Consider the following 22844-nt stretch of genomic DNA (forward strand, 5'->3'; position numbering starts at 1 on the left):
CTCCCGCCAGGGCCCGAAGGTCCTCTCCGCCGTGCCCCGGTGATCGCGACGCGTCCGGACCGTGACCGCATCGGAACCCGCGCCGTCAAACGTCTGCGCCCGCCCGGCCGTCGTAGGGCCGTCACAGACATCGCAGATCGCCGTCCCCAGGGGGTACCGCCCATGCGCACACCACGTTCCCCACGCCGCCCCGTCCGGCCGCTCGCCGGGCTGCTGCTCGCCGCCTGTCTCGCCCTCGCCGGCTGCGGCGCCGCCGCAGACCAGGGCAACGCCTCGGCGAAGTCCGCCGCGGGCGACGCGGCCCGGCGGCCGGTCACGGGCGTCAACGGCGCGTCCGGCAAGGGCACCTCGGGCGCCACGGGGTCCGCTCGCCGGACGCCGAGCCTCGCTCCGGACGCCGTCGTCCGCACCGCCTCCCTGACCGTCGAGGTCAAGGACGCCGCCAGGGCCCTGGCCGCGGCCCGGTCGACCGCCGAGGGCGCGGGCGGCTTCGTCGGCGAGGAGAACACCGACCGGGACGCCGACGGCCACGAGCGGACCCGGGTCGTCCTGCGGGTGCCGAACGCGCGGTACGACGAGGTCCTCGCCGCTCTCCAGGGCACCGGCAGGCTCGTCGAGCGCACCGCGAAGGCGGTCGACGTCACCGACCAGGTCGTGGACGTGGACAGCCGGGTGCGGTCGCAGCGGGCCGGCGTGGACCGGGTCCGGGCGCTGATGGGCCGGGCGGACAGGCTGAGCGATGTCGTGTCCCTGGAGGGCGAGTTGAACAGCCGCGAGGCCGATCTGGAGGCCCTGCTGGCGCAGCAGGCGTCCCTGAAGGACCGCACGAGCCTCGCGACCGTCACCCTGTCGCTGTCCGAGAAGCCCGTGCGCAAGGCCGCCCCGGACCGCTCTCCGGGCGTCGTGGACGCCGTGTCCGGCGGCTGGCACGTGTTCGTCACGATGCTGCGCTGGATCGCCCTCGCGCTCGGCGCCGCCCTGCCGTTCGCGGCCTGCGCGGCCCTCACGGCACTGGTGTGGCTGCGGGTCGTACGGCCCCGGCTGCCGCGCCGCGCGAAGCCCGCGCCCGTTCCCGTGCCGACGGCGCTGGGCCCGCTGCCGTCCACGCGCCCGGTACCGGACCCGGACTCCGGCCCTGACGCGCGCGGGACCGGCCGGGACTGAACTGACGCGGCCCCGTAGCGTGTTCCCATGACCATGAGCGATGGGCGGGGCGGCACGGAACGGCTGGTCGTGATCGGCGGTGACGCCGCGGGCATGTCCGCGGCGTCCCAGGCACGCCGGCTGAAAGGGCCCGGCGAGCTGGAGATCGTGGCCTTCGAGCGGGGCCACTTCACCTCCTTCTCGGCGTGCGGCATCCCCTACTGGGTGGGCGGTGACGTCCCCGAGCGGGACGACCTGATCGCCCGCACTCCCGAGGAGCACCGCGCGCGCGACATCGATCTGCGGCTGCGCACGGAGGTCACGGACATCGATGTGGCCGGGCGGCGGGTACGCGCGCGCGACGTCGATTCCGGCGCCGAGTCCTGGACGGCGTACGACAAGCTCGTCATCGCCACGGGCGCCCGCCCGGTCCGCCCCGACCTGCCCGGCGCGGACGCTCCCGGGGTGCACGGCGTGCAGACCCTGGACGACGGCCAGGCCCTGCTGGAGACTCTGGCACGCGCGCGTGGCCGCAGGGCCGTGGTCGTGGGCGCGGGCTACATCGGCGTGGAGATGGCCGAGGCGCTGATCAACCGCGGCTTCGAGGTGACCGTCGTCAACCGCGGCAGGGAACCCATGTCGACGCTCGACGCGGACATGGGCCGTCTGGTGCACAAGGCCATGGAGGGCCTCGGCATCACCATGGTGAACGACGCCGAGGTCACCGGGATCCGCACCGGGGACGACGGCCACGCGCGCGCGGTGGCCACGGCGCACGCCGAGTACCCGGCGGACGTGGTGGTCCTCGGCATCGGCGTCCGCCCGGAGACCGCGCTCGCCCACGCCGCCGGTCTCCCGCTCGGCGCGCACGGCGGCCTGCTCACCGACCTCGGGATGCGGGTGCGCGGCCACGAGGACATCTGGGCGGGCGGCGACTGCGTGGAGGTGCTGAACCTGGTCTCCGGCCAGGAGCAGTACGCCCCGCTCGGCACCCACGCCAACAAGCACGGCCAGGTCATCGGCACGAACGCCGGTGGCGGCTACGCCACGTTCCCGGGGGTCGTCGGCACGGCGGTCAGCAAGGTGTGCGACCTGGAGATCGCCCGCACCGGCCTGCGCGAGAAGGACGCCGACCGGGTGGGCCTGCGCTACGAGACCGTCACCATCGAGTCCACCAACCGCGCCGGCTACTACCCCGGCGCCGCCCCCATGACGGTCAAGATGCTCGCCGAACACCGCACGGGCCGGCTGCTGGGCGTCCAGATCGTCGGCAGGGAAGGGGCGGCGAAGCGGGTCGACATCGCGGCGGTCGCGCTGACCGCGCGGATGACGGTGGAGCAGATGACGGCCCTGGACCTGGGCTACGCCCCGCCCTTCTCACCGGTGTGGGACCCGGTCCTGGTGGCGGCGAGAAAGGCGACGGCAAGGGTGCGGGCCGCCGCCGCGGCGGGTGCGGTGTCCTAGGCCGTCCCGCTGATCCTCGGCAGCGAGGCCACGGACGCGCCGGCGGAGACGGCGGCCGGCTGCTCGCCCGCGGGCCGCGCGTGGGTGGCCGCGGGCCGGGTGGAGCGCAGGCGGTGGCCGACCGCCTCGTCCAGCGTCACCGGCCGCCCCGTCTGCGCGGCCAGCCGCCCGGCCTCCTGGCCGAGCCGTGCCACGTCCTCCCAGGGCAGCCGCACCACGAGGGAGATCTCCGCCTCACCGTCGGGCAGAGCATGCATCGCCGATACCTGCGGAGCGTTCGTCATCGCCTGTCCTCACGTCGGTTGAGAACAGATACGCACGGCGCGCCCCGGCCGTTCAGCGATTCGCCCACCGCGTCCCGGGCAGTACTCCTGTGTGGTCATCCCCGTCCATGACGTGAACCCGGTGCGCCGCACTCCCTGGGTGACGTACGCGCTCATCGCGGCCAACGTCGTCGTGTTCCTCCGCACGCCCGGCATGGCGGGCTCCGTGGCCGGCGGCGGCGATCTGGCGCGGCTGTGCCATCTCCAGGCGTTCATGGACCACTACGCGGCGGTGCCGAGGGAGCTGATCCACCATCAGCTGCCGCGGCTGGTGCCGACGGGGCAGCCGGGCGTGGGCCCGCGGGGGCCGGGCTGTGTCGTGGGGCCGCCGTCGTACGACAAGTCCCCGCCCCTGTCGGTGTTCACGGCGATGTTCCTGCACGGCAGCTGGCTGCACCTGCTGGGGAACATGCTGTTCCTGCTGATCTTCGGCAACAACGTCGAGGACCGGATGGGCCATGTCCGGTTCTTCGTCTTCTACGTCGTCTGCGGCTACGCGGCGGGATACGGCTTCGCGCTGCTCAACGCCTCCTCGGGCGACCCGCTGATCGGGGCGTCCGGGGCGATCGCCGGGGTGCTCGGCGCGTACATCGTGCTGTGGCCGAGGGCGCGGGTCTGGGTGCTCGTGCCGTTCCTGGTCTTCCTGCCGCTGCGGCTGCCGGCCTGGCTGGTGCTGGGCTTCTGGTTCGTGCTCCAGGCCGTGTACTCCTCGGGGCACGGCGTCTCCGGCGCCGGCACCGTCGCGTACGCGGCGCACGTGGTCGGCTTCGTCGCGGGCGTGCTGCTCGCCTGGCCCCTCAAGCCCGGCACCCCGCCCCCGCCGGAGCCGCGCGGCCTGCTGTTCGGCAGACGGGCGCGGCCCCGCTCCACGTGGTGAGTCAGCGGGCGGTGCGCGTGTGGACGTACTCCGCGAGCCGGGTCAGCGCGTCCGGGTCGGTGTTCGGCATGACTCCGTGGCCGAGGTTGAAGACATGGCCCTCCAGTCCGGCGGCGGCGTCCAGCACCTCCTGGGCCTTGGCCTCGACGGTGTTCTTGTCGGTGAACAGGACCGTCGGGTCGATGTTGCCCTGGAGCGCCTTGCCGGGGCCGACGCGGCGGGCGGCCTCGTCCAGCGGGACGCGCCAGTCGACGCCGACGACGTCCGCGCCGGCCTCGCCCATGAGCTTCAGCAGCTCACCGGTGCCGACACCGAAGTGGATGCGCGGGATGCCGTACCCGGCGACGGCGTCGAAGACCTTCGCCGAGGCGGGCATGGCCGAGTTCCGGTAGTCGGCGGGGGCGAGCGCGCCGGCCCAGGAGTCGAAGAGCTGGACCGCGCTCACGCCGGCCTCGATCTGGACCTTGAGGAACGCGGCCGTGATGTCCGCGAGCCGGTCGAGCAGGTCGGCCCAGAGCTCGGGGTCGCCGTACATCATCGCCTTGGCGTTCTCGTACGTGCGCGACGGACCGCCCTCGACCAGGTAGCTCGCGAGGGTGAAAGGCGCGCCGGCGAAACCGATCAGCGGGGTGGCGCCCAGCTCGCGGGTGAGCAGACCGATGGTCTCGGTGACGTACGGGACGTCCTCGGGGGTGAGGTCGCGCAGCCGGGCGAGGTCGGCGCGGGTGCGGATCGGCTGCTCGACGACCGGGCCGACGCCGGGCTTGATGTCGAGGTCGAGGCCGATGGCCTTGAGCGGGACGACGATGTCGCTGAAGTAGATCGCCGCGTCCACGCCATGGCGCCGTACCGGCTGGAGCGTGATCTCGGCGGCCAGCTCGGGCCGCATGCAGGATTCGAGCATCGGAACGCCCTCGCGGACCTTGCGGTACTCGGGCAGCGAGCGGCCGGCCTGACGCATGAACCACACCGGCGTGTGCGGCACGGGCTCACGCCTGCACGCCTTGAGGAAGGCGCTGTCGTACGTCGCTGTCGGCTGCTGGCCCAGGGGCTCTCCGTTGGCACTCACGACGGCAAGTCTCGCACGGCCGCGAGGAGAGAAGTGCCGCAGCCCTCAGGGGGTGTCTTGCCCTGCACACAGCCGCGCTTCCCCTTACTCTTCCCCGCATGGCTGGGGCTCAGGGACGAATGTCGGACAGCGCTGACGGAATGGACGACGTGAAGGACACCGAGGAGGCGGACCGGCACTCCGGTACCGCGGGCCCGCCGGCTTTCCGGGCCGCGGTCGACGCCCTGCGCAACAGCCGGCTGCGGCCGCAGGTCGAGGTGGAGCCCACTCCCGCGCCGCAGCGGCTGGCCCCGCACGCGTACGCGCTGGAGGCTGTGGTGGTCGACGGCGAGCAGGAGCTGGCCGACGGGCGGCTGGTGCTGCTGCACGACCCGGCCGGGCACGACGCCTGGCGCGGGACGTTCCGGCTGGTGACGCTGGTGCGCGCGGAACTGGAGCCGGAGATGGCGGCCGATCCGCTGCTGCCGGAGGTGTGCTGGTCGTGGCTGACCGGGGCGCTGCAGGCGCGCGGGCTGGGCTACGGCGAGCCGAGCGGGACGATCACGCGCGCGAGTTCGCACTACTTCGGCGGGCTGGCCGAGCGGCCGGCCGCCTCGCAGATCGAGATCCGGGCCTCCTGGACGCCCCGCGAGGGCCTCGGCGGAGTGCCGGACACGGCGTCCCATCTGGCCTCCTGGTGCGATCTGCTGGCGCAGGTCGCGGGGCTGCCGCCGGCCGGTCCGGGGGACGCCTCGGTGGTCACGCTGCCGCAGCGCAGGGGCCCGCAGTCACGGTGAGATGACCGCAAGGTTCCCGGGGGTCCCCCGCTTGGACGCCTCATTGACCATCTCTTTGTCGATACGGCCACTTTCGAACCCGGATCGCATCCGCTCGAACCGACTTGATCTTCGGATGATCGATCGCGTGTCCGAATTGCACAGATTGTTACTCACTAGATCGTGATCATTCTCTAAAGGCGGACGAGTTTGCTGCCGAAGACGACTGTGACCTAGAAAGCACGGTTCGTCCCGGCTGATTCCCCACAAGCCGGCCCCGTCCCCCCACCCCAGGAGGCCTGGTGTCCGTTCTCCTCGAGCAGCCCGCAAGCCTGGTCGCCTACCGCCCGAACAAGCCGACCGCCATGGTGGTCGTGGCCGACCCGCGCGTCCGCTCCACCGTCACCCGTCACCTGTGGGCGCTCGGCGTGCGCGATGTCATCGAGGCCTCGTCCATCGCGGAGGCTCGTCCCCGCATCGGCAACCCCCGCGACATCTGCGTCGCCGACGTCCACCTGCCCGACGGCTCCGGCCTGACCCTCCTGTCCGAGACCCGCGCCGCGGGCTGGCCCAACGGGCTGGCGCTGTCCGCGGCCGACGACATCGGCGCGGTCCGCAACGCGCTGGCCGGCGGCGTCAAGGGCTACGTCGTCACCGGCACCCGTACCAACATCGGCCTGCCCGCCCGGCCCGGCGCCGCTCCCCTCGGCGCCGCCCGGATGCACCGCCGCCCCCCGGGTGCCCCGAGTCACCCGGGTGGCTACCGCGAGCTGTCCGGCCGCGAGGTCGAGGTGCTGCGCCTGGTCGCGGAGGGCCAGTCCAACAAGGCCATCGGCGTCTCGATGGGCCTGTCCGCCCTGACCGTCAAGAGCCACCTCGCCCGCATCGCCCGCAAGTTGGGCACGGGCGACCGCGCCGGCATGGTGGCCGTGGCCCTGCGCACCGGGATCATCCACTGAGCCGTTCGGCGCAGCGACCGATTCACCCGCGCGAGGTCTTCGCGCCCCCGGGCTGACCGGTTTACGACCCTCCCGCGCCCGTCGACGGAACGTTCCGTCGACGGGCGCAGTCCATACACGGATACCCTTGACAGGTGACCGACGCCCAAGACACCGCAGCAGACAGTTCCCTGCGCACCACCGGAGGCACTCCTCCGGACGACGCCGGATCTTCTGTGACGGGGGCGCCGACGCCGCTGCTCGAACCCCGCGAGGGCATTCCGCCCGTGATCGCCGACGCGGCCTCCCTCACCGAGGTGATCTCCGCGTTCGCCGCCGGCTCCGGCCCCGTCGCCGTCGACGCCGAGCGCGCCTCCGGATACCGCTACGGCCAGCGCGCCTACCTGGTGCAGCTGCGCCGCGAGGGCGCCGGGACGGCGCTGATCGACCCGGTGGCCTGTCCCGACCTGTCCGGGCTCGGCGCGGCGCTGTCCGGCGCCGAGTGGGACCTGCACGCCGCCACCCAGGACCTGCCCTGCCTGCGCGAGATAGGCATGATCCCGACCCGGCTGTTCGACACCGAACTGGCCGGCCGGCTGGCCGGTTTCCCCCGGGTCGGCCTCGGCGCCATGGTCGAGGGCGTCCTCGGCTACGTCCTGGAGAAGGGCCACTCCGCCGTCGACTGGTCGACCCGCCCGCTGCCCGAGCCCTGGCTGCGGTACGCCGCCCTCGACGTGGAGCTGCTCGTCGACCTGCGCGACGCCCTGGAGAAGGAGCTGGACCGCCAGGGCAAGCTGGAGTGGGCCCTCCAGGAGTTCGACGCGATCGCGACGGCACCGCCCGCCGAGCCGCGCAAGGACCCCTGGCGGCGCACGTCCGGGATGCACAAGGTAAGGCGGCGCCGGCAGCTCGGCGTCGTACGGGAGCTGTGGGAGACCCGCGACCGGATCGCGCAGCGCCGGGACGTGTCGCCGGGCAAGGTGCTGAGCGACGCGGCCATCGTGGAGGCTGCGCTGTCCCTTCCTGCCAACGTCCACGCGCTCGCGGCGCTGAACGGCTTCGGGCACCGGATGGGGCGGCGGCAGCTGGAGCAGTGGCAGGCGGCCGTCGACCGGGCCAAGGCGCTGCCGGACACCGCGCTGCCGCAGCCGGGCCAGCCCGTGGCCGGGCCGCCGCCGCCGCGCGCCTGGGCCGACAAGGACCCCGCCGCCGCGGCCCGCCTCTCCTCGGCCCGGGCGGGGGTCACCGCCCTCGCCGAGCAGCTCAACCTGCCGCAGGAGAACCTGGTGGCGCCGGACACGGTGCGGCGCATCTGCTGGGAGCCGCCGAAGGCCGTCGACACCGACTCCGTGGAGGCCGCGCTGACCGGCTACGGCGCGCGCCCCTGGCAGGTGGCCCTGGTGACGCCGGTGCTGGTGAAGGCGCTCTCGGCGAAGGGGGCCTGAACGATCTCCCCGTGGGTGCCGTAGGGGCCACGGAAGCGGAGCCGGGACGTCGAGATCACGCCAAGATCCGGGGAGGGCGCGCAGCAGAAGGGGACGGGGAAGGGAAGGGGACACCGCGCCGGCCGTCTTGACGCCGGTCCACACGGAGGTGACTGCGGGCATGTGACGTTCGCCGCTCCGGCCGAGGGGACTGGGCAGCTACATTACTCACAAGTAGCATGGTCGTAAGCAAGCGCTCAGCGTCCCATTCTGGAGGAGAGCCATCGTGCCTCGTACCGTCAGGGACGTCGTCTTCGTCGACGGCGTCCGCACCCCGTTCGGCAAGGCGGGCCCGAAGGGCATCTACCACGAGACCCGCGCCGACGACCTCGTCGTGAAGGCGATCCGGGAGCTGCTGCGCCGCAACCCCGGTCTGGACCCCAAGAAGATCGACGAGGTCGCCATCGCCGCGACCACGCAGATCGGTGACCAGGGTCTGACCCTCGGCCGTACCGCCGGCATCCTCGCGGGCCTGCCGCAGTCCGTGCCGGGCTACTCGATCGACCGCATGTGCGCCGGCGCCCTGACCGCCGTCACCACCACCGCCGGCTCGATCGCCTTCGGCGCCTACGACGCCGTCATCGCCGGTGGCGTGGAGCACATGGGCCGCCACCCGATGGGCGAGGGCGTGGACCCGAACCCGCGGTTCGTGAGCGAGAAGCTCGTCGACGAGTCCGCCCTGTTCATGGGCATGACCGCCGAGAACCTGCACGACCGGTACCCGACGATCACCAAGCAGCGCGCCGACGAGTACGCGGTGCGCTCGCAGGAGAAGGCCGCCAAGGCGTACGCCGACGGCAAGATCCAGCAGGACCTGGTGCCGATCTCGGTGCGCCGCACCAACCCGGAGGCCGGCGAGACCGGCTGGGGTCTGGTCACCGCCGACGAGCCGATGCGTCCGGGTACGACGCTGGAGAACCTCTCCGGTCTGAAGACGCCGTTCCGCGTGCACGGGCGCGTCACCGCCGGCAACGCCGCCGGTCTCAACGACGGTGCGACCGCCTCGATCATCGCCTCCGAGGACTTCGCCCGCGAGCACGACCTGCCGGTCAAGATGCGCCTCGTCTCGTACGCCTTCGCGGGCGTCGAGCCGGAGGTCATGGGCTACGGCCCGATCCCGGCCACGGAGAAGGCCCTCGCCAAGGCCGGTCTGTCGATCGAGGACATCAACCTCTTCGAGATCAACGAGGCCTTCGCCGTCCAGGTCCTGGCCTTCCTGGAGCACTACGGCATCGCCGACGACGACGCGCGCGTCAACCAGTACGGCGGCGCCATCGCCTTCGGTCACCCGCTGGCCTCCTCCGGCGTCCGTCTGATGACGCAGCTGGCCCGCCAGTTCGAGGAGCAGCCGCACGTCCGCTACGGCCTGACCACCATGTGCGTCGGCTTCGGCATGGGCGCGACGGTCATCTGGGAGAACCCGCACTTCGAGGGGGACAAGTGAGCACCACCGCCGAGCTTCTGCAGCAGGCCTCCGCGCAGTTCCCCGACGAGGTCGTCACGTCCGCGCACGTACGCCACCTCGACCTGCCCTTCGGCGCGGGCCGCTTCGCGCTGATCACGCTGGACAACGGCCTGGACCACACCAAGCCGACCACCTTCGGCCCGGCCTCGCTGGCGAACCTCGACGCCGCGATCGACCAGGTCGAGAAGGAGGCCGCGGACGGCGGGATCGTCGGCGCCGGCATCACCGGCAAGCCGTTCATCTTCGCGGTCGGCGCCGACCTCAAGGGCGTGGAGATCCTCAAGGAGCACGAGCACGCCCTCGCCATCGGCAAGGGCGGCCACGAGGTCTTCAAGCGCCTGGCCAAGCTGGCCGTGCCGACCTTCGCCTACTACAACGGCGCCGCGATGGGCGGCGGCGTCGAGGTCGGTCTGCACTGCTCCTACCGGACCGTCTCCAAGGCGATCCCGGCGTTCTCGCTGCCCGAGGTCTTCCTCGGTCTGGTCCCGGGCTGGGGCGGCTGCGCGCTGCTGCCGAACCTGATCGGCGCCGACAAGGCCGTCTCGGTCATCATCGAGAACAGCCTGAACCAGAACAAGCAGCTCAAGGGCCAGCAGGTCTTCGACCTCGGCATCGCCGACGCGCTCTTCGAGGGCGCCGACTTCCTGGAGCAGTCGCTGCTGTGGACCGCCCAGGTCCTCAAGGGCGACGTCACCGTCGAGCGCCCGGTGATCGACCGCGGCGAGGCCTGGGACCAGGCCGTCGCGCGGGGCCGCTTCGTCGCGGACTCCAAGGTGCACGGCGCCGCCCCGGCCGCCTACCGCGCCCTCGACATCATCGAGGCCGCCAAGAACGGCGACCTCCAGCAGGGCTTCGACGCCGAGGACCAGGCGCTCGCCGACCTGATCATGGGCGGCGAACTGCGCGCGGGCATCTACGCGTTCAACCTGGTGCAGAAGCGCGGCAAGCGTCCCGCCGGCGCCCCGGACAAGAACCTGGCCCGCCCGGTCACCAAGGTCGGCGTCGTCGGCGCCGGTCTGATGGCCAGCCAGCTCGCGCTGCTGTTCCTGCGCCGCCTGGAGGTGCCGGTCGTGCTGACCGACATCGACCAGGAGCGCGTCGACAAGGGTGTGGGCTACGTCCACGCCGAGATCGACAAGCTGCTCGGCAAGGGCCGCATCAACCAGGACAAGGCCAACCGCCTCAAGGCGCTGGTGACCGGCGTCCTGGACAAGGCCGAGGGCTTCGCGGACGCGGACTTCGTCATCGAGGCCGTGTTCGAGGAGATCGGTGTCAAGCAGCAGGTGTTCGCGGAGGTCGAGGCCGTCGCCCCGGCGCACGCGATCCTCGCGACCAACACCTCCTCGCTGTCGGTGTCGGAGATGGCGTCGAAGCTGAAGCACCCCGAGCGGGTCGTCGGCTTCCACTTCTTCAACCCGGTCGCCGTGCTGCCGCTGCTGGAGATCGTCCGCGGCGAGAAGACGGACGACGCCTCGCTCGCGACCGCGTTCGCCGTCGCCAAGAAGCTGAAGAAGACCGCGGTCCTGGTCAAGGACGCCCCGGCGTTCGTCGTGAACCGCATCCTGACCCGCTTCATGGGCGAGATCCAGAACGTCATCGACGAGGGCACCCCGGTCGAGGTCGCCGAGAAGGCCGTCGAGCCGCTCGGTCTGCCGATGTCCCCGCTGGTGCTGCTGGAGCTGGTCGGCCCGGCGATCGGCCTGCACGTCTCCGAGACGCTGAACCGGGCCTTCCCGGACCGCTTCACGGTCTCCCCCAACCTCGCGGCCGTCGTCAAGGCGGGCAAGCGCGGCTTCTACGTGTACGACAGCGGGAAGCCGGAGCTGGACCCCGAGGTCGCCGCGCTGCTGAAGCAGGGCGATGTCGTCCTGGCGCAGGAGCAGGTCCGCGAGCGCGTCCTGGACGCCGTCGCCCAGGAGATCGGGCTCATGCTCGACGAGGGCGTCGTCGCCGAGGCGCAGGACATCGACCTGTGCCTGATCACGGGCGCCGGCTGGCCCTTCCACCTGGGCGGCGTCACGCCGTACCTGGACCGTGAGGGTGTCTCGGAGCGCGTGAACGGCAAGAAGTTCCTCGCCCCGGGCGTGGCGTCGGTCCCGGCGTAACACCGGACGCAGTGTGAAGGGCCCCCGCGGCGGCGGGGGCCCTTCCGCGTGTTCAGACCTGTTGCCACGCCGTGAGCGCCAGTCCCGGCTCGTCCTTGCGCCGGGCCAGCAGGAGCTGCCCGGTCGACGGGGACAGCGTCGCCGCCACCACGCGGCCGTCCGCGTCCTCGGCCAGGGCCACCAGGGCGTCGACGGGCAGGCGCGGGCCCGACTCCGTCCACCAGGCGCCCGCCGATTCCAGCTCCGTGGGATAGGCGGCGAAGGCCACCCGGCCGCTCGCCGAGCGCTGCGCGAGCAGGGTGCAGTCGTGGCCGTCGAGTTCGCAGCGGATCGCCGCGACCGGGCCGGGGCCCGCCGCGGGCATCAGGACCGCCGGTTCGCCGCCGGGGCGCCAGGCGCACAGGTCCCCCGAGGTGTCCGTGAAGAACACCGTCGTGCTCTCGGGTGAGGTCGCGAGGGCGCGCAGGGTGCCGGGGCGGACCGGGGCCTTCAGGCGCTCCTGCATGACCGGCCGGGCGCCCGGCTCCTCCTGGCGCCAGCGCAGCATGCCGTCGGGGACGGCCGCGTACACCTCGACCAGGCCGGACGTCCCGGTCACCGCCGCCAGGCCGTCCTGGACCTTGCTGCCCCGCAGGTCGAGCCAGGGCTCCCAGCCGCCCTTCTCCTTCTGGGCGAGGTGGTGCACTCCGGCGCCGTTGTTGCGGACGAACACATGGGCGCGGCCCTGGGCGTCCACGGTGACGGCCGGGGTGCCCGTCCGGTCGCCCTTCTTCTTCGGGTGGCCGACCGGGTTCCAGTCCAGGGCCGCGAGCAGCGGGCGGAAGTGCGTGGAGTGCACCAGGCCCGACTCGCCCTCCGCCGTCGGCCGCCAGGCCACCAGGTGGGCATAGCCGTCGCCGCCCTGGCCGATCCCGGCCGAGGGGTGCAGCGGCTGATCGCCGCCCAGCCGCTGGGGCGCGGTCCAGGAGCCGCCGGGGACGCGCTCGGCCCGCCACACCACGGCGTCACCGGAGATCAGGTAGACACTGAGCCGGCCGTCTCGGCCGCGCAGGAACCAGTCGCCGTTCACCGCTTCACCCTATGCGGTGACCTTCGGGGCGCCCCCGCCGCCCTGGTCACCGGCTGAGACCCTTATCGGTATGACGGACACCACCGGCGCGCCCGACGCGGCGAGCGCACCCCCTCCCGTGCCGCTCCTCATCATCGACGGCGCCAACGTCGTCGGCTCCGTGCCCGACGGCTGGTGGCGCGACCGCCGCGCCGCCGCCGTCCGCCTGCGCGACCGGCTGGTGCCGTACGCGCGCTCCGGCGTGGCCGGTCTGTCCGGGCCCGTGGAGCTGGTCCTCGTGGTCGAGGGCGCGGCCCGGGGCGTGGCCTCCGTGCCCGGGGTACGGGTCGACGAGGCGCCCGGCAGCGGCGACGACCGGATCGTGGAACTCACGGCGACCGCGGGCGACCGCCCCTGTCTGGTCGTGACGGCCGACCGCGAGCTGCGCCGCAGGGTGACCGAACGGGGCGCGGCGGTCACCGGCCCGCGCGCGGTGCTGGACTGAGGTACCGCAGGCCTAGGGGGTGTTCCCGGCGGGTGGCCCCGGGACGTCCCCGGCCGGGCTCTGCTCGCGCAGGGCCAGCCGGCTGTGGGTGCGGCCGTAGAAGAAGTAGACGACGAAGCCGATCACCATCCAGATGGCGAACCGCAGCCAGGTCTCGGCGGGCAGGTTGAGCATCAGCCACAGCGAGGCGCACACCGACAGGACCGGGACGACCGGGACCCACGGGGTGCGGAAGGCACGGGGCAGGTCGGGGCGGGTGCGGCGCAGGATCACCACGCTGATCGCGACGACGACGAACGCGAAGAGCGTGCCGATGTTCACCAGCTCGGCCAGCTCGGCCAGGCTGGTGAAGCCGGCGACGATCGCGATGATCACGCCGAGCAGGATGGTCGGCCGGTGCGGGGTCCGAAAGCGCGGGTGGACGTGCGAGAAGAAGCGCGGCAGCAGTCCGTCGCGGCTCATCGCGAAGAAGACGCGCGTCTGGCCGAGGAGCAGGATCATGCAGACCGTGGTCAGTCCGACGGCCGCGCCGAAGCTGATCACGCCCGCGTACCAGGGATGCCCGATGGCCTTGAAGGCGTCGGCGAGCGGGGCCTCCACGGACAGTCTGGAGTACTTCTCCATGCCGGTGACGACGATGGACACGGCCACGTACAGCACGGTGCAGATGAACAGCGAGCCGAGGATGCCGCGGGGCATGTCGCGCTGCGGGTTGCGGGTCTCCTCTGCGGCGGTGGCCACGATGTCGAAGCCGATGAAGGCGAAGAAGACGACGGAGGCGGCGGTGAAGATGCCCATCACACCGAAGTTGGCCGGCGCCCAGCCGAACATCAGCTGGATCAGCGGGGCCTTGAGATTGCCGCCCGCGGGCACCGGCTGGGACGGCGGGATGAACGGCTTGTAGTTCCCGCCCTTGATGAAGAAGGCACCGGCGACGATCACGATGAGCACGACGATCACCTTGATCGCGACGACGAGCGAGGTGATCCGGGCGGACAGTTTCATGCCGAGGACGAGGATGCCGGTGAGCACGAGCACCAGGGCGGCGGCGAGGATGTCGAAGCCGAAGCCGGCGGCGTTGTCCCGGCCGGCCAGGTAGTCCGGCAGATGCCAGCCCGCGTTGTCGAGCAGCGAGCGGATGTAGCCGGACCAGCCGACGGCCACCACCGCCGTGCCGAGCGCGAACTCCAGGACCAGGTCCCAGCCGATGATCCAGGCGGGCAGCTCGCCGAGCGAGGCGTAGCTGAAGGTGTACGCCGAACCGGCCACGGGGACCGTGGACGCGAACTCGGCGTAACAGAGTGCCGCGAGTCCGCACACCACGCCGGCCGCCACGAAGGCCAGGGACACCGCCGGGCCGGCGTTGTTCTTGGCGACCTGACCGGTGAGAACGAAAATGCCGGTGCCGATGATGACACCGACGCCGAAGACGGTCAGGTCGAGCGCGGAGAGGGACTTCCTGAGCGAGTGCTCCGGTTCCTCGGTGTCCTGGATGGACTGCTCGACGTTCTTCGTCCTGAACAGCGCGCTGCTCACGTGCCTACCTCCCACGCTTGTGGGTGTCCCGACCCGACCGGACACGGCCCGGCATGATCGGGAGGGTCGGGGAGCGTATGCCCCGGTAGGGGCAGGTTCACGCAAACGGGCCGGTTCCGCCACCGCAGGGGGGCGGAACCGGCCCGTGGGGGCGCGTTGCGGATCAGTCGCGCGCGGGCTCCACCGAGTCCACCTCGGCGGCCGTACGGTCGAACCGGCCGTCCAGCCTGGCGACCAGCCCGGTGACCTGGCGGGCGATGTCCGGGGCGGTCAGGCCGATCTCGGTGAGCACCTCGCCCCGGGAGGCGTGGTCCAGGAAGCGCGGCGGGATGCCGAAGTCGCGCAGCGGCACGTCCACGCCCGCGTCGCGCAGGGCCTGGGCGACCGCGGAGCCGACACCGCCGACGCGGCTGTTGTCCTCGACGGTGACGACGACCCGGTGGCGCTCGGCCAGCGGGGCCATCGCCTCGTCGACGGGCTTGACCCAGCGCGGGTCGACGACGGTGGTGGAGATGCCCTGCTTGTCGAGCAGGCCGGCGATCTCCAGGCACATCGGGGCGAGGGCGCCGACCGAGACCAGCAGCACGTCCGGCCGGCCGGTGCCGGGCTCGCGCAGCACGTCCATGCCGCCGACGCGGCCGACGGCCGGTACGGCGGGGCCGACGGCGCCCTTGGAGAAGCGCACCACGGTCGGCGCGTCCTCGACGGCGACGGCCTCGCGGAGCTGGGCGCGCACCTGCTCGGCGTCGCGCGGCGCGGCCAGGCGCAGCCCCGGCACGACCTGGAGGATCGACATGTCCCACATGCCGTTGTGGGAGGCGCCGTCCGTGCCCGTGACGCCGGCCCGGTCCAGTACGAAGGTCACGCCGCACTTGTGCAGGGCCACGTCCATGAGGACCTGGTCGAAGGCGCGGTTGAGGAAGGTGGCGTAGACGGCGAAGACCGGGTGCAGACCGGCGTAGGCGAGACCGGCGGCCGAGACGGCGCCGTGCTGCTCGGCGATGCCGACGTCGTAGATGCGGTCCGGGAAGGCGTCGGCGAACTTCTTCAGGCCGACCGGCTGGAGCATGGCCGCCGTGATGGCCACGATGTCGTCGCGCTCCTTGCCGAGCTCGACCATCTCGTCGCCGAACACGGAGGTCCAGTCGGCGCCCGAGGCCTTGACCGGCAGGCCGGTGTCGGGGTGGATCGGGCCGATGCCGTGGAAGCGGTCGGCCTCGTCCGCCAGGGCGGGCTGGTAGCCGCGGCCCTTCTCGGTCAGGCAGTGCACGATCACCGGGCCGCCGAACCGCTTGGCCCGCGCGAGGGCCGACTCCAGCGCCTCGATGTCGTGGCCGTCGATCGGGCCGACGTACTTCAGGCCGAGGTCCTCGAACATGCCCTGCGGGGCGATGAAGTCCTTCAGGCCCTTCTTGGCGCCGTGGAGGGTCTCGTAGAGCGGCCTGCCGACGACGGGCGTGCGCTCCAGGAGGTCCTTCCCACGGGCCAGGAAGCGCTCGTACCCGTCGGTCGTGCGCAGCGTGGCCAGGTGGTTGGCGAGACCGCCGATCGTGGGGGCGTAGGACCGCTCGTTGTCGTTGACGACGATGACGAGCGGGCGGTCCTTGGCGTCGGCGATGTTGTTCAGCGCCTCCCAGGCCATGCCGCCGGTGAGGGCGCCGTCACCGATGACGGCCACGACGTGGCTGTCCCGCTTCGTGAGCTGGTTGGCCTTGGCGATGCCGTCCGCCCAGCCGAGGACCGTGGAGGCGTGGCTGTTCTCGATGACGTCGTGCTCGGACTCGGCCTGCGAGGGGTAGCCGGACAGGCCGCCCTTCTTCTTCAGCTGGGAGAAGTCCTGCCGGCCGGTGAGCAGCTTGTGCACGTAGGACTGGTGGCCGGTGTCCCAGAGCACCTTGTCCTTAGGCGAGTCGAAGACGCGGTGGAGGGCGATGGTGAGCTCGACGACGCCCAGGTTGGGGCCGAGGTGGCCGCCGGTCTTGGAGACCGCGTCGACGAGGAAGGTCCGGATCTCCCCGGCCAGCTGGTCCAGCTCCTCCAGGCTGAGCCGGTCCAGATCGCGCGGTCCCCTGATGCGGGTCAGCAGCGGCACCCGTGCCTCCTTGCGTTGAGCTGATCGAGCTTGCCGGGCTCGCCCGAGTCTAATGTTTGGGCTTTGCAGGACATGACAGCGCCCGGCACCTTTCGGGCACCGGGCAACTGTTCCTACCCCTCGTTGCGCGCGACGTTACGCGCGACCGGCGGTCTTCTGCGTCTTCCGGGTGATCGAGTCGATCACGACGGTGGTGAGCAGGACCGCGGCGGTGATCATGTACTTCACCGGCTCCGCGATGGACTCCAGCTGGAGCCCGTACTGGATCGAGACGATCACCAGCACACCGAGCAGCGCGTTCCAGGTGCGGCCCCGGCCGCCGAAGAGCGACGTACCGCCGATGACGGCCGCGGCGATCGCGTTCATCAGCAGGTCACCGGTGCCGGCGCTCTGGTTGGCCGACGCGATCTTCGAGGCCAGGAAGAGGCCGCCGATCGCGGCGAAGCCGCCGGAGATGGCGAAGACGGAGATCCGCACCGCGGTGACGTTGATGCCCGCACGCCGGGACGCCTCTACGCTGCCGCCGAGCGCGAAGATCTTGCGGCCGTACGGCGTGCGGCGCAGCACGAAGTCGGTGCCGATCAGGAAGGCGAGGAAGATCACCGTGGCCAGCGGCAGGCCCTTGTACTGGTTGTACATGTACGCCGCGGCGAAGGAGATCACGGCCAGCAGCACCGTGCGCAGGACCGTGTCGCTGAGCGGCCGGGACGGCACGCCCGCGGCCTCCCGGCGCCGGTTGCCCAGGAACGAGGTGAGGAAGAACACCGCGACCACGACGACGGCGAGCCCGTAGGCGGCGGCCACGTCCGAGAAGTAGTACGTGGTGAGCTTGCCGACCAGGCCGTTCGGGTCGAGGTTGATCGTGCCGTCGGCGCCCAGCACCTTCAGCATGAAGCCCAGCCAGAACAGCAGGCCGGCCAGCGTGACGGCGAAGGCGGGGGCACCGAGCACGGCGAAGAAGAAGCCGTGCAGCGCGCCGATGGCGATGCCCGCGCCGATGGCGATGAGCACGGCCGTCCACTCGGGCCAGCCCTGGTTGACCGCGAGGACACCGGCGAGGGCGCTGGCCGCGCCGCTGACGGAGCCGACGGACAGGTCGATCTCGCCGAGCAGCAGCACGAAGACGATGCCGACCGAGATCATGCCCGTGCCGACCATCGTGATCGTGATGTCGTTGATGTTCTGCGCGGACAGGAAGTTCGAGTTCAGGACCTGGAAGATGACGCAGATGATCGCGAGGCCGAGGATGACCGGGACGGAGCCCAGCTCACCGGCCTTCATCTTGCGCTTGAACTCGTGCCAGTAGCCGACCAGGCCCTCCTGCTGGACCAGCAGGCGCGGGTCGACCGCGGTGACCGCGGCGGCCGCGGCCTCGGGGTTCTCCACGGCGGGCGCGTCCTGCGCCGGGGCCTCGTCGGCGCTCGCGGAGGTCTTGTCGATGCTCACTTGGAAACCTCCCCGTTCGTGCGCGCCGCACGGCGGGTCACGGCGTTGTCGGTGGCGCCGGTGATGGCGGAGATGATCTCCTCCTGCGAGGTCGTCTTGACCTCGAAGACGCCGTTGTTGCGGCCGAGGCGCAGGACGGCGACCTTGTCGGCCACCGCCTTCACGTCCGCCATGTTGTGGCTGATGAGGATGACGGCGTGGCCGCGCTCGCGCAGGCGCTCGACCAGGTCGAGGACCTGGGCGGTCTGCTCGACGCCGAGGGCGGCGGTCGGCTCGTCGAGGATGACCAGCTTGGGCTCGCCGAGCATCGAGCGGGCGATGGCCACGGTCTGGCGCTGGCCGCCGGAGAGCGAGGCGATCGGGATACGGACGCTGGGGATGCGGATCGACAGCGTGGTGAGCAGCTCGCGGGAGCGGCGCTCCATCTCGACCTCGTCCAGGACGCCCCACTTCCTCAGCTCACGGCCGAGGAAGAGGTTGCCGACGACGTCGATGTTGTCGCACAGCGCGAGGTCCTGGTAGACCGTCGCGATGCCCAGTGCCTGGGCGTCGTGCGGCCGGGTGATGGTGACGGGCTTGCCGTCCCACTCGATGGCACCCTCGTCGATCGGGTGCACGCCGGCGATCGTCTTGACCAGCGTGGACTTTCCGGCACCGTTGTCGCCCACCAGGGCGACCACCTCACCGGCGTGGACCTCAAGCTCTACGTCGGTGAGCGCCTGAACGGCACCGAACCGCTTGGAGATCCCGCGCAACGCCAGCACGGGCGTAGCGGACACGTGAACCATCTCCTTCGCCGCCTGACCCGGCGGGAGGTTGTGCAGAAATCTGGGTGGGTGGGTTGGGGGAAACCCTGGGGGAGTTCCGTCCGGCGCCCCGCGCCGAGCTTGCGGGGCTGTGTGATCGCGGGGCGCCGGAGGAGTCCTGGGGGCGTCCAGTCGGCTTCCCTACGGGGCATTCAAGGACGAACACCCGTGTACGGGAAGGGACTTGGCGCCGGTTACTTGAGGCCGAGCTTGTCGCAGGCCGCCTTGTAGTCGGCGGTGCAGATGTCGGAGACGGTGTAGTAGCCCTGCTTGATGACCGTGTCCTTGATGTTGTCCTGGGTCAGCGAGACGACCGGGACGAGCACGGACGGGACGTCCTTCTGGGAGGTGCTGGAGACCTTGTCCTTGGCGATGGAGTCCAGCGGCTTGCCCTGGGCGAGCGCGACGGCCATCTCCGCGGCGACGTTCGCCTCCTGCGGGTAGGACTTGAAGACGCTCATGTACTGCGTACCGGCGACGATGCGCTGCACACCGGCGAGCTCGGCGTCCTGGCCCGTGACCGGGACCTTGATGCCGGCGCCGCTGAGGGCGGTGATGATACCGCCGGCCATGCCGTCGTTGGCGGAGTAGACACCCGCGATGTTGCCCTTGCCGACCGCGGAGATCGCCGCCTCCATCTCGGAGTTGGCGTTGTCCGGCGACCACTCCTTGGTGTCGAACTCCTTGGCGACCGTGACCTTGCCGTCGAGCACCTCGTGGGCGCCCTTCTTGAACTGGGCGGCGTTCGGGTCGGTGACCGAGCCGTTGACCATCACGATCTTGGAGGACTTGGTGGCCTTGCTGCCCAGCGCCTTCAGCAGGGCCTGGCCCTGGGTCTTGCCGACCTCCTCGTTGTCGAAGGAGGTGTAGGCGCTGATCGGGCCCTCGGCGAGGCGGTCGTAGGCGACGACCTTGATGCCGGCGTCCACGGCCTTCTGCACGGAGTTCTGGATGGCCTTGGCGTCGACCGCGTCCACGATCAGGACGTCCACCTTGTTGGTGATCATGGTGTCGACCTGCTGCGCCTGCAGGTTCGCGTCCTGGCGGGCGTTGTTGTAGTCGATCGTGGCCTTGCCGTTCGTCAGCTCCTTGATCTTCTTCTCGATCAGCGGCTTGTCGAACTTCTCGTAACGCGCGGTCTTGTTCTCCGGAAGGAGGAGGCCGACCTTGATGTTGTCGCCCTTCTTGGCGGAGGACGACGAGGAGGAAGAGCTGCCGCCCTTCGACTCCTTGGCACTGCCACAGGCGGCCAGCGTGACGGCCATCGTACCGGCGGCAACGACAACGGCGGCACGACGCATACGTGCGTTCACTTGAAAACCTCCCTGACGAGGCCGCGTCGTTGCGGCCGAGGTGGCTGGAAGTCAACTCGGCCGCAGGTTCGACGTCAAGAAGTAAATCCTTAACGAGATGGCAACGGTGCCATCCGTTATCTAAGTGAAGGCAGGGGCCGCCACGGACAGGACCCCGGCGACATTGCCCGACAAAAGGGATGAATCACCCATCTCGCTGAGGGCCAGGGCGAGCGCCCCGAGCACCTCCGCACGACCGCCAAGTGCCCCGGGGAGGACGGACAGTTGGCGTGCGGCACTGGGGATGGCGTAACGGCCGACGGACTCCCTGATCGGCCCGAGCACCAGCTCACCGGCCTCGGCGAGATCACCGCCGAGGACCACCCTGCTCGGGTTCAGCAGATTGCAGAGATTGGCCACTCCACTGCCGATGTGGCGGCCGACGTCGGCGATCACCCGACGGCAGCCCGGGTCACCTTCCCTGGCCAGCCGTACGACGCCCTCAAGCGTGAGGTCGGGGCCGTGGCTGGGCTGGAGCAGCGGGAGCACGTAGCGCGCGGCCGCGAAGGTCTCCAGGCAGCCACGGTTGCCGCAGCGGCAGACCGGGCCGGATTCATCGAGTGTAATATGCCCGATTTCTCCGGCGGTGCCGCCCGGGCCGCGATAGATCTTCCCGTCGATCACCAGACCGGCGCCGACACCGCTCGCGACCTTGATGTACGCGAGGTCGCGCACGCCCTTCCCGCTGCCCCAGACCAGCTCGCCGAGGGCGCCGAGGTTGGCGTCGTTGTCCACGTGCACGGGCACGCCGAGCCGCTCGCGCAGCTCCTCGGCGGGCTTGGTGCCGCCCCAGCCCGGCAGGATCGAGGTGGAGCCCAGCGTCCCCGACTCGACGTCGATCGGGCCCGGCACGCCGAGGCCCACCCCGGCCACCTTGGACCGGTTCACCCCGGTGGCCTCGATCAGCCTGCTGACCAGCTGTTCCGCCCGGTCGAAGCCCTGTGCGGCGGACGCGTCCACATCCAGCGGCTCGGACTCCTCGGCCAGCACCTGATGGGCGAGGTTGCCGATCGCGACCCGCAGGTGGGTGTGCCCGAAGTCGACACCGATCACGATGCCGGCGTCCCCGCTCAGGCTGACGCTGCGGGCCCGGCGGCCGCCCGCTGACGTGGGCGTGACCTCGACGGTTCCGCCGTCCTTCAACTCCCGCACGATGTTGGAGACGGTCGCGGCGGACAGACCGGTCGTCCGCGCGATCTCCGCCTGCGTGAGGGACCCTGCCAGGCGTACGGCCCGGACGACCCGCTCCAGGTTGGCTCGGTGCAGCGACGACTGCGACCCTGGAGTCTCCACGACGACCTCCTGAGCGCGGGACCGCTTCGGCGAGGCCCCGCGTATGTCCAACTAGTGAACTCTAAGCTGAGCCGTTCGGGGCGACTCACGTCAAGAGGTTGAACCGTATCCGGGAGTCTCGGAGACACAGCGCACACAGCGGCGCACGCCGCCCCGAGAGCGGGACGGCGTGCGCACGGACGGTCGCGACGGGTGACCTCCGTCGGACTCCGGGGGCTACTTGAGCGCCCCCGCGGTCAGGCCCTGGACGACCTGGCGCTGGAAGACGATGTACGCCCCGAGCACCGGCAGCATGGCCATGACCAGGCCCGCGAAGAGGCCGGACCAGTCGCCCTTGTAGCCCTGGCTGACCGCCAGCTGGACCAGGCCCTGGGTGAGGACCTTCTTGTCGGGGTCGGTGTTGAGGACCGTGGGCAGCATGTACTGGTTCCACTGGCCCAGGAAGTTGAAGATGCCGACGCTGATCAGGCCGGGCTTGGCCATGGGCAGCATGATCTGGAAGAACGTACGCGTGTGCGAAGCACCGTCCACGAACGCCGCCTCCGCCACCGAGGTCGGCAGGGTGCGGAAGAACGCCGTCAGGAAGAAGACGGTGAACGGCAGCGAGTACGCGATGTAGACCAGGATCAGGCCGTGGATCGTGTTCAGCAGGCCCATGTTGTTCACGACGTAGAACAGCGGGACCAGCGCGAGCATGATCGGGAAGCTCATGCCGCCGACGAACAGGTAGTAGATGAAGCGGTTGCCCGGGAAGTCGAAGCGGGCGAGGACGTAGGCCGCCATGGAGCCGAGGACCAGGGTGCCGATGAGCGAACCGCCGACCACCAGGACGGTGTTGAGGAAGTAGTCGCCCATGTTGGCGTCGGTCCAGGCCCGCGCCCAGTTGTCGAAGTGCAGGTGGTCCGGCAGCGACCAGGGCGAGGAGAAGACGGAGCTGTCGGACTTGAAGGACGTCATCACCGCCCACAGCAGCGGCGTGACCACCATGATCGCCCAGATGATCAGGACGCCGTGGGAGAAGACGTTGAGGACACCGCCCTCCTTCTTCTTCCCGGCGGGCCCCGGGACCGGTACGTCGATCTTGGAGACGGTCGCGCCGGACTCGGCCGGCAGCGGTGCGGGGGTCTCGGTCGTCTTCATCGC

Annotated in this window: 19 protein-coding genes; 9 read left to right on the top strand and 10 right to left on the bottom strand. The window is 71.2% G+C overall.

The genetic code is table 11. The features are described from left to right. The first annotated feature begins 162 nt into the window (after nt 1–162). Nucleotides 163–1164, top strand: a complete 1002-nt coding sequence (locus ACFC8N_RS05565; RefSeq protein ID WP_376286685.1) for a DUF4349 domain-containing protein — start codon at nt 163–165, stop codon at nt 1162–1164. A 27-nt stretch (nt 1165–1191) separates the two neighbouring features. After that, nucleotides 1192–2607: an FAD-dependent oxidoreductase gene (locus ACFC8N_RS05570; RefSeq protein WP_376286688.1), complete on the top strand. Its 1416-nt coding sequence runs from the start codon at nt 1192–1194 to the stop codon at nt 2605–2607. Here ACFC8N_RS05570 and ACFC8N_RS05575 read toward each other — a convergent pair. Further along, nucleotides 2604–2891 (bottom strand): hypothetical protein, encoded by a 288-nt coding sequence (locus ACFC8N_RS05575; protein WP_356021735.1) that lies wholly within the window; start codon nt 2889–2891, stop codon nt 2604–2606. The genes ACFC8N_RS05570 and ACFC8N_RS05575 overlap by 4 nt on opposite strands. Before the next feature lie 91 nt (nt 2892–2982). Between ACFC8N_RS05575 and ACFC8N_RS05580 the strand changes: the two genes are divergently transcribed. After that, nucleotides 2983–3807, top strand: a complete 825-nt coding sequence (locus ACFC8N_RS05580; RefSeq protein ID WP_356021733.1) for a rhomboid family intramembrane serine protease — start codon at nt 2983–2985, stop codon at nt 3805–3807. A 1-nt stretch (nt 3808) separates the two neighbouring features. Here ACFC8N_RS05580 and hemE read toward each other — a convergent pair whose 3' ends face one another. Then, complete coding sequence (hemE, locus tag ACFC8N_RS05585) at nt 3809–4876, bottom strand: uroporphyrinogen decarboxylase (protein WP_356021731.1); 1068 nt, start codon at nt 4874–4876, stop codon at nt 3809–3811. 98 nt (nt 4877–4974) lie between these two features. Between hemE and ACFC8N_RS05590 the strand changes: the two genes are divergently transcribed. The 5 genes from ACFC8N_RS05590 (at nt 4975) to ACFC8N_RS05610 (ending at nt 11623) form a co-directional block, all read left to right on the top strand. Next, nucleotides 4975–5652 carry a DUF3000 domain-containing protein gene (locus tag ACFC8N_RS05590; protein ID WP_376286693.1) on the top strand — a complete coding sequence of 226 codons (678 nt, stop codon included), beginning with the start codon at nt 4975–4977 and terminating at the stop codon, nt 5650–5652. Between the two features lie 281 nt (nt 5653–5933). Then, nucleotides 5934–6590 (top strand): response regulator transcription factor, encoded by a 657-nt coding sequence (locus ACFC8N_RS05595; protein ID WP_069778144.1) that lies wholly within the window; start codon nt 5934–5936, stop codon nt 6588–6590. Between the two features lie 134 nt (nt 6591–6724). Further along, nucleotides 6725–8014 (top strand): HRDC domain-containing protein, encoded by a 1290-nt coding sequence (locus tag ACFC8N_RS05600; protein WP_376286696.1) that lies wholly within the window; start codon nt 6725–6727, stop codon nt 8012–8014. A gap of 265 nt (nt 8015–8279) precedes the next feature. Beyond that, nucleotides 8280–9497 (top strand): acetyl-CoA C-acyltransferase, encoded by a 1218-nt coding sequence (locus ACFC8N_RS05605; RefSeq protein WP_356021727.1) that lies wholly within the window; start codon nt 8280–8282, stop codon nt 9495–9497. Continuing rightward, the gene (locus tag ACFC8N_RS05610) at nt 9494–11623 is read left to right on the top strand and encodes a 3-hydroxyacyl-CoA dehydrogenase NAD-binding domain-containing protein (protein WP_376286700.1); all 2130 of its coding nucleotides are present in this window, start codon (nt 9494–9496) and stop codon (nt 11621–11623) included. Before ACFC8N_RS05605 ends, ACFC8N_RS05610 begins: the two co-directional genes overlap by 4 nt. 52 nt (nt 11624–11675) lie before the next feature. On the opposite strand, the gene ACFC8N_RS05615 is transcribed toward ACFC8N_RS05610, so the two are convergent. Next, entirely contained in the window at nt 11676–12692 is a 1017-nt protein-coding gene (locus tag ACFC8N_RS05615) for a hypothetical protein (RefSeq protein WP_376286703.1), read from the bottom strand. A 70-nt stretch (nt 12693–12762) separates the two neighbouring features. On the opposite strand from ACFC8N_RS05615, the gene ACFC8N_RS05620 reads away from it, so the two are divergent. Continuing rightward, complete coding sequence (locus tag ACFC8N_RS05620; protein WP_356021721.1) at nt 12763–13176, top strand: NTP pyrophosphohydrolase; 414 nt, start codon at nt 12763–12765, stop codon at nt 13174–13176. A gap of 12 nt (nt 13177–13188) precedes the next feature. Here ACFC8N_RS05620 and ACFC8N_RS05625 read toward each other — a convergent pair whose 3' ends face one another. The 7 genes from ACFC8N_RS05625 to ACFC8N_RS05655 form a co-directional block, all read right to left on the bottom strand. Next, nucleotides 13189–14712 carry an amino acid permease gene (locus ACFC8N_RS05625; RefSeq protein ID WP_356021719.1) on the bottom strand — a complete coding sequence of 508 codons (1524 nt, stop codon included), beginning with the start codon at nt 14710–14712 and terminating at the stop codon, nt 13189–13191. Nucleotides 14713–14875: 163 nt separating this feature from the next. After that, complete coding sequence (gene dxs, locus ACFC8N_RS05630) at nt 14876–16804, bottom strand: 1-deoxy-D-xylulose-5-phosphate synthase (RefSeq protein ID WP_376286707.1); 1929 nt, start codon at nt 16802–16804, stop codon at nt 14876–14878. 135 nt (nt 16805–16939) lie between these two features. Continuing rightward, nucleotides 16940–18250, bottom strand: a complete 1311-nt coding sequence (locus tag ACFC8N_RS05635) for a sugar ABC transporter permease (RefSeq protein WP_362821576.1) — start codon at nt 18248–18250, stop codon at nt 16940–16942. Continuing rightward, nucleotides 18247–19038 carry an ATP-binding cassette domain-containing protein gene (locus ACFC8N_RS05640; protein ID WP_356021713.1) on the bottom strand — a complete coding sequence of 264 codons (792 nt, stop codon included), beginning with the start codon at nt 19036–19038 and terminating at the stop codon, nt 18247–18249. The genes ACFC8N_RS05635 and ACFC8N_RS05640 overlap by 4 nt, the downstream gene beginning before the upstream one ends. A 212-nt stretch (nt 19039–19250) precedes the next feature. Then, nucleotides 19251–20357 carry a substrate-binding domain-containing protein gene (locus ACFC8N_RS05645; protein ID WP_356021960.1) on the bottom strand — a complete coding sequence of 369 codons (1107 nt, stop codon included), beginning with the start codon at nt 20355–20357 and terminating at the stop codon, nt 19251–19253. A gap of 132 nt (nt 20358–20489) precedes the next feature. Then, nucleotides 20490–21701, bottom strand: a complete 1212-nt coding sequence (locus tag ACFC8N_RS05650; RefSeq protein ID WP_356021711.1) for an ROK family transcriptional regulator — start codon at nt 21699–21701, stop codon at nt 20490–20492. Nucleotides 21702–21917: 216 nt separating this feature from the next. Continuing rightward, nucleotides 21918–22841 (bottom strand): carbohydrate ABC transporter permease, encoded by a 924-nt coding sequence (locus ACFC8N_RS05655; RefSeq protein WP_376286712.1) that lies wholly within the window; start codon nt 22839–22841, stop codon nt 21918–21920. Nucleotides 22842–22844 lie beyond the last annotated feature (3 nt).

The sequence above is a fragment of the Streptomyces sp. NPDC055966 genome, from assembly GCF_042269865.1.
GTDB lineage: Bacteria > Actinomycetota > Actinomycetes > Streptomycetales > Streptomycetaceae > Streptomyces.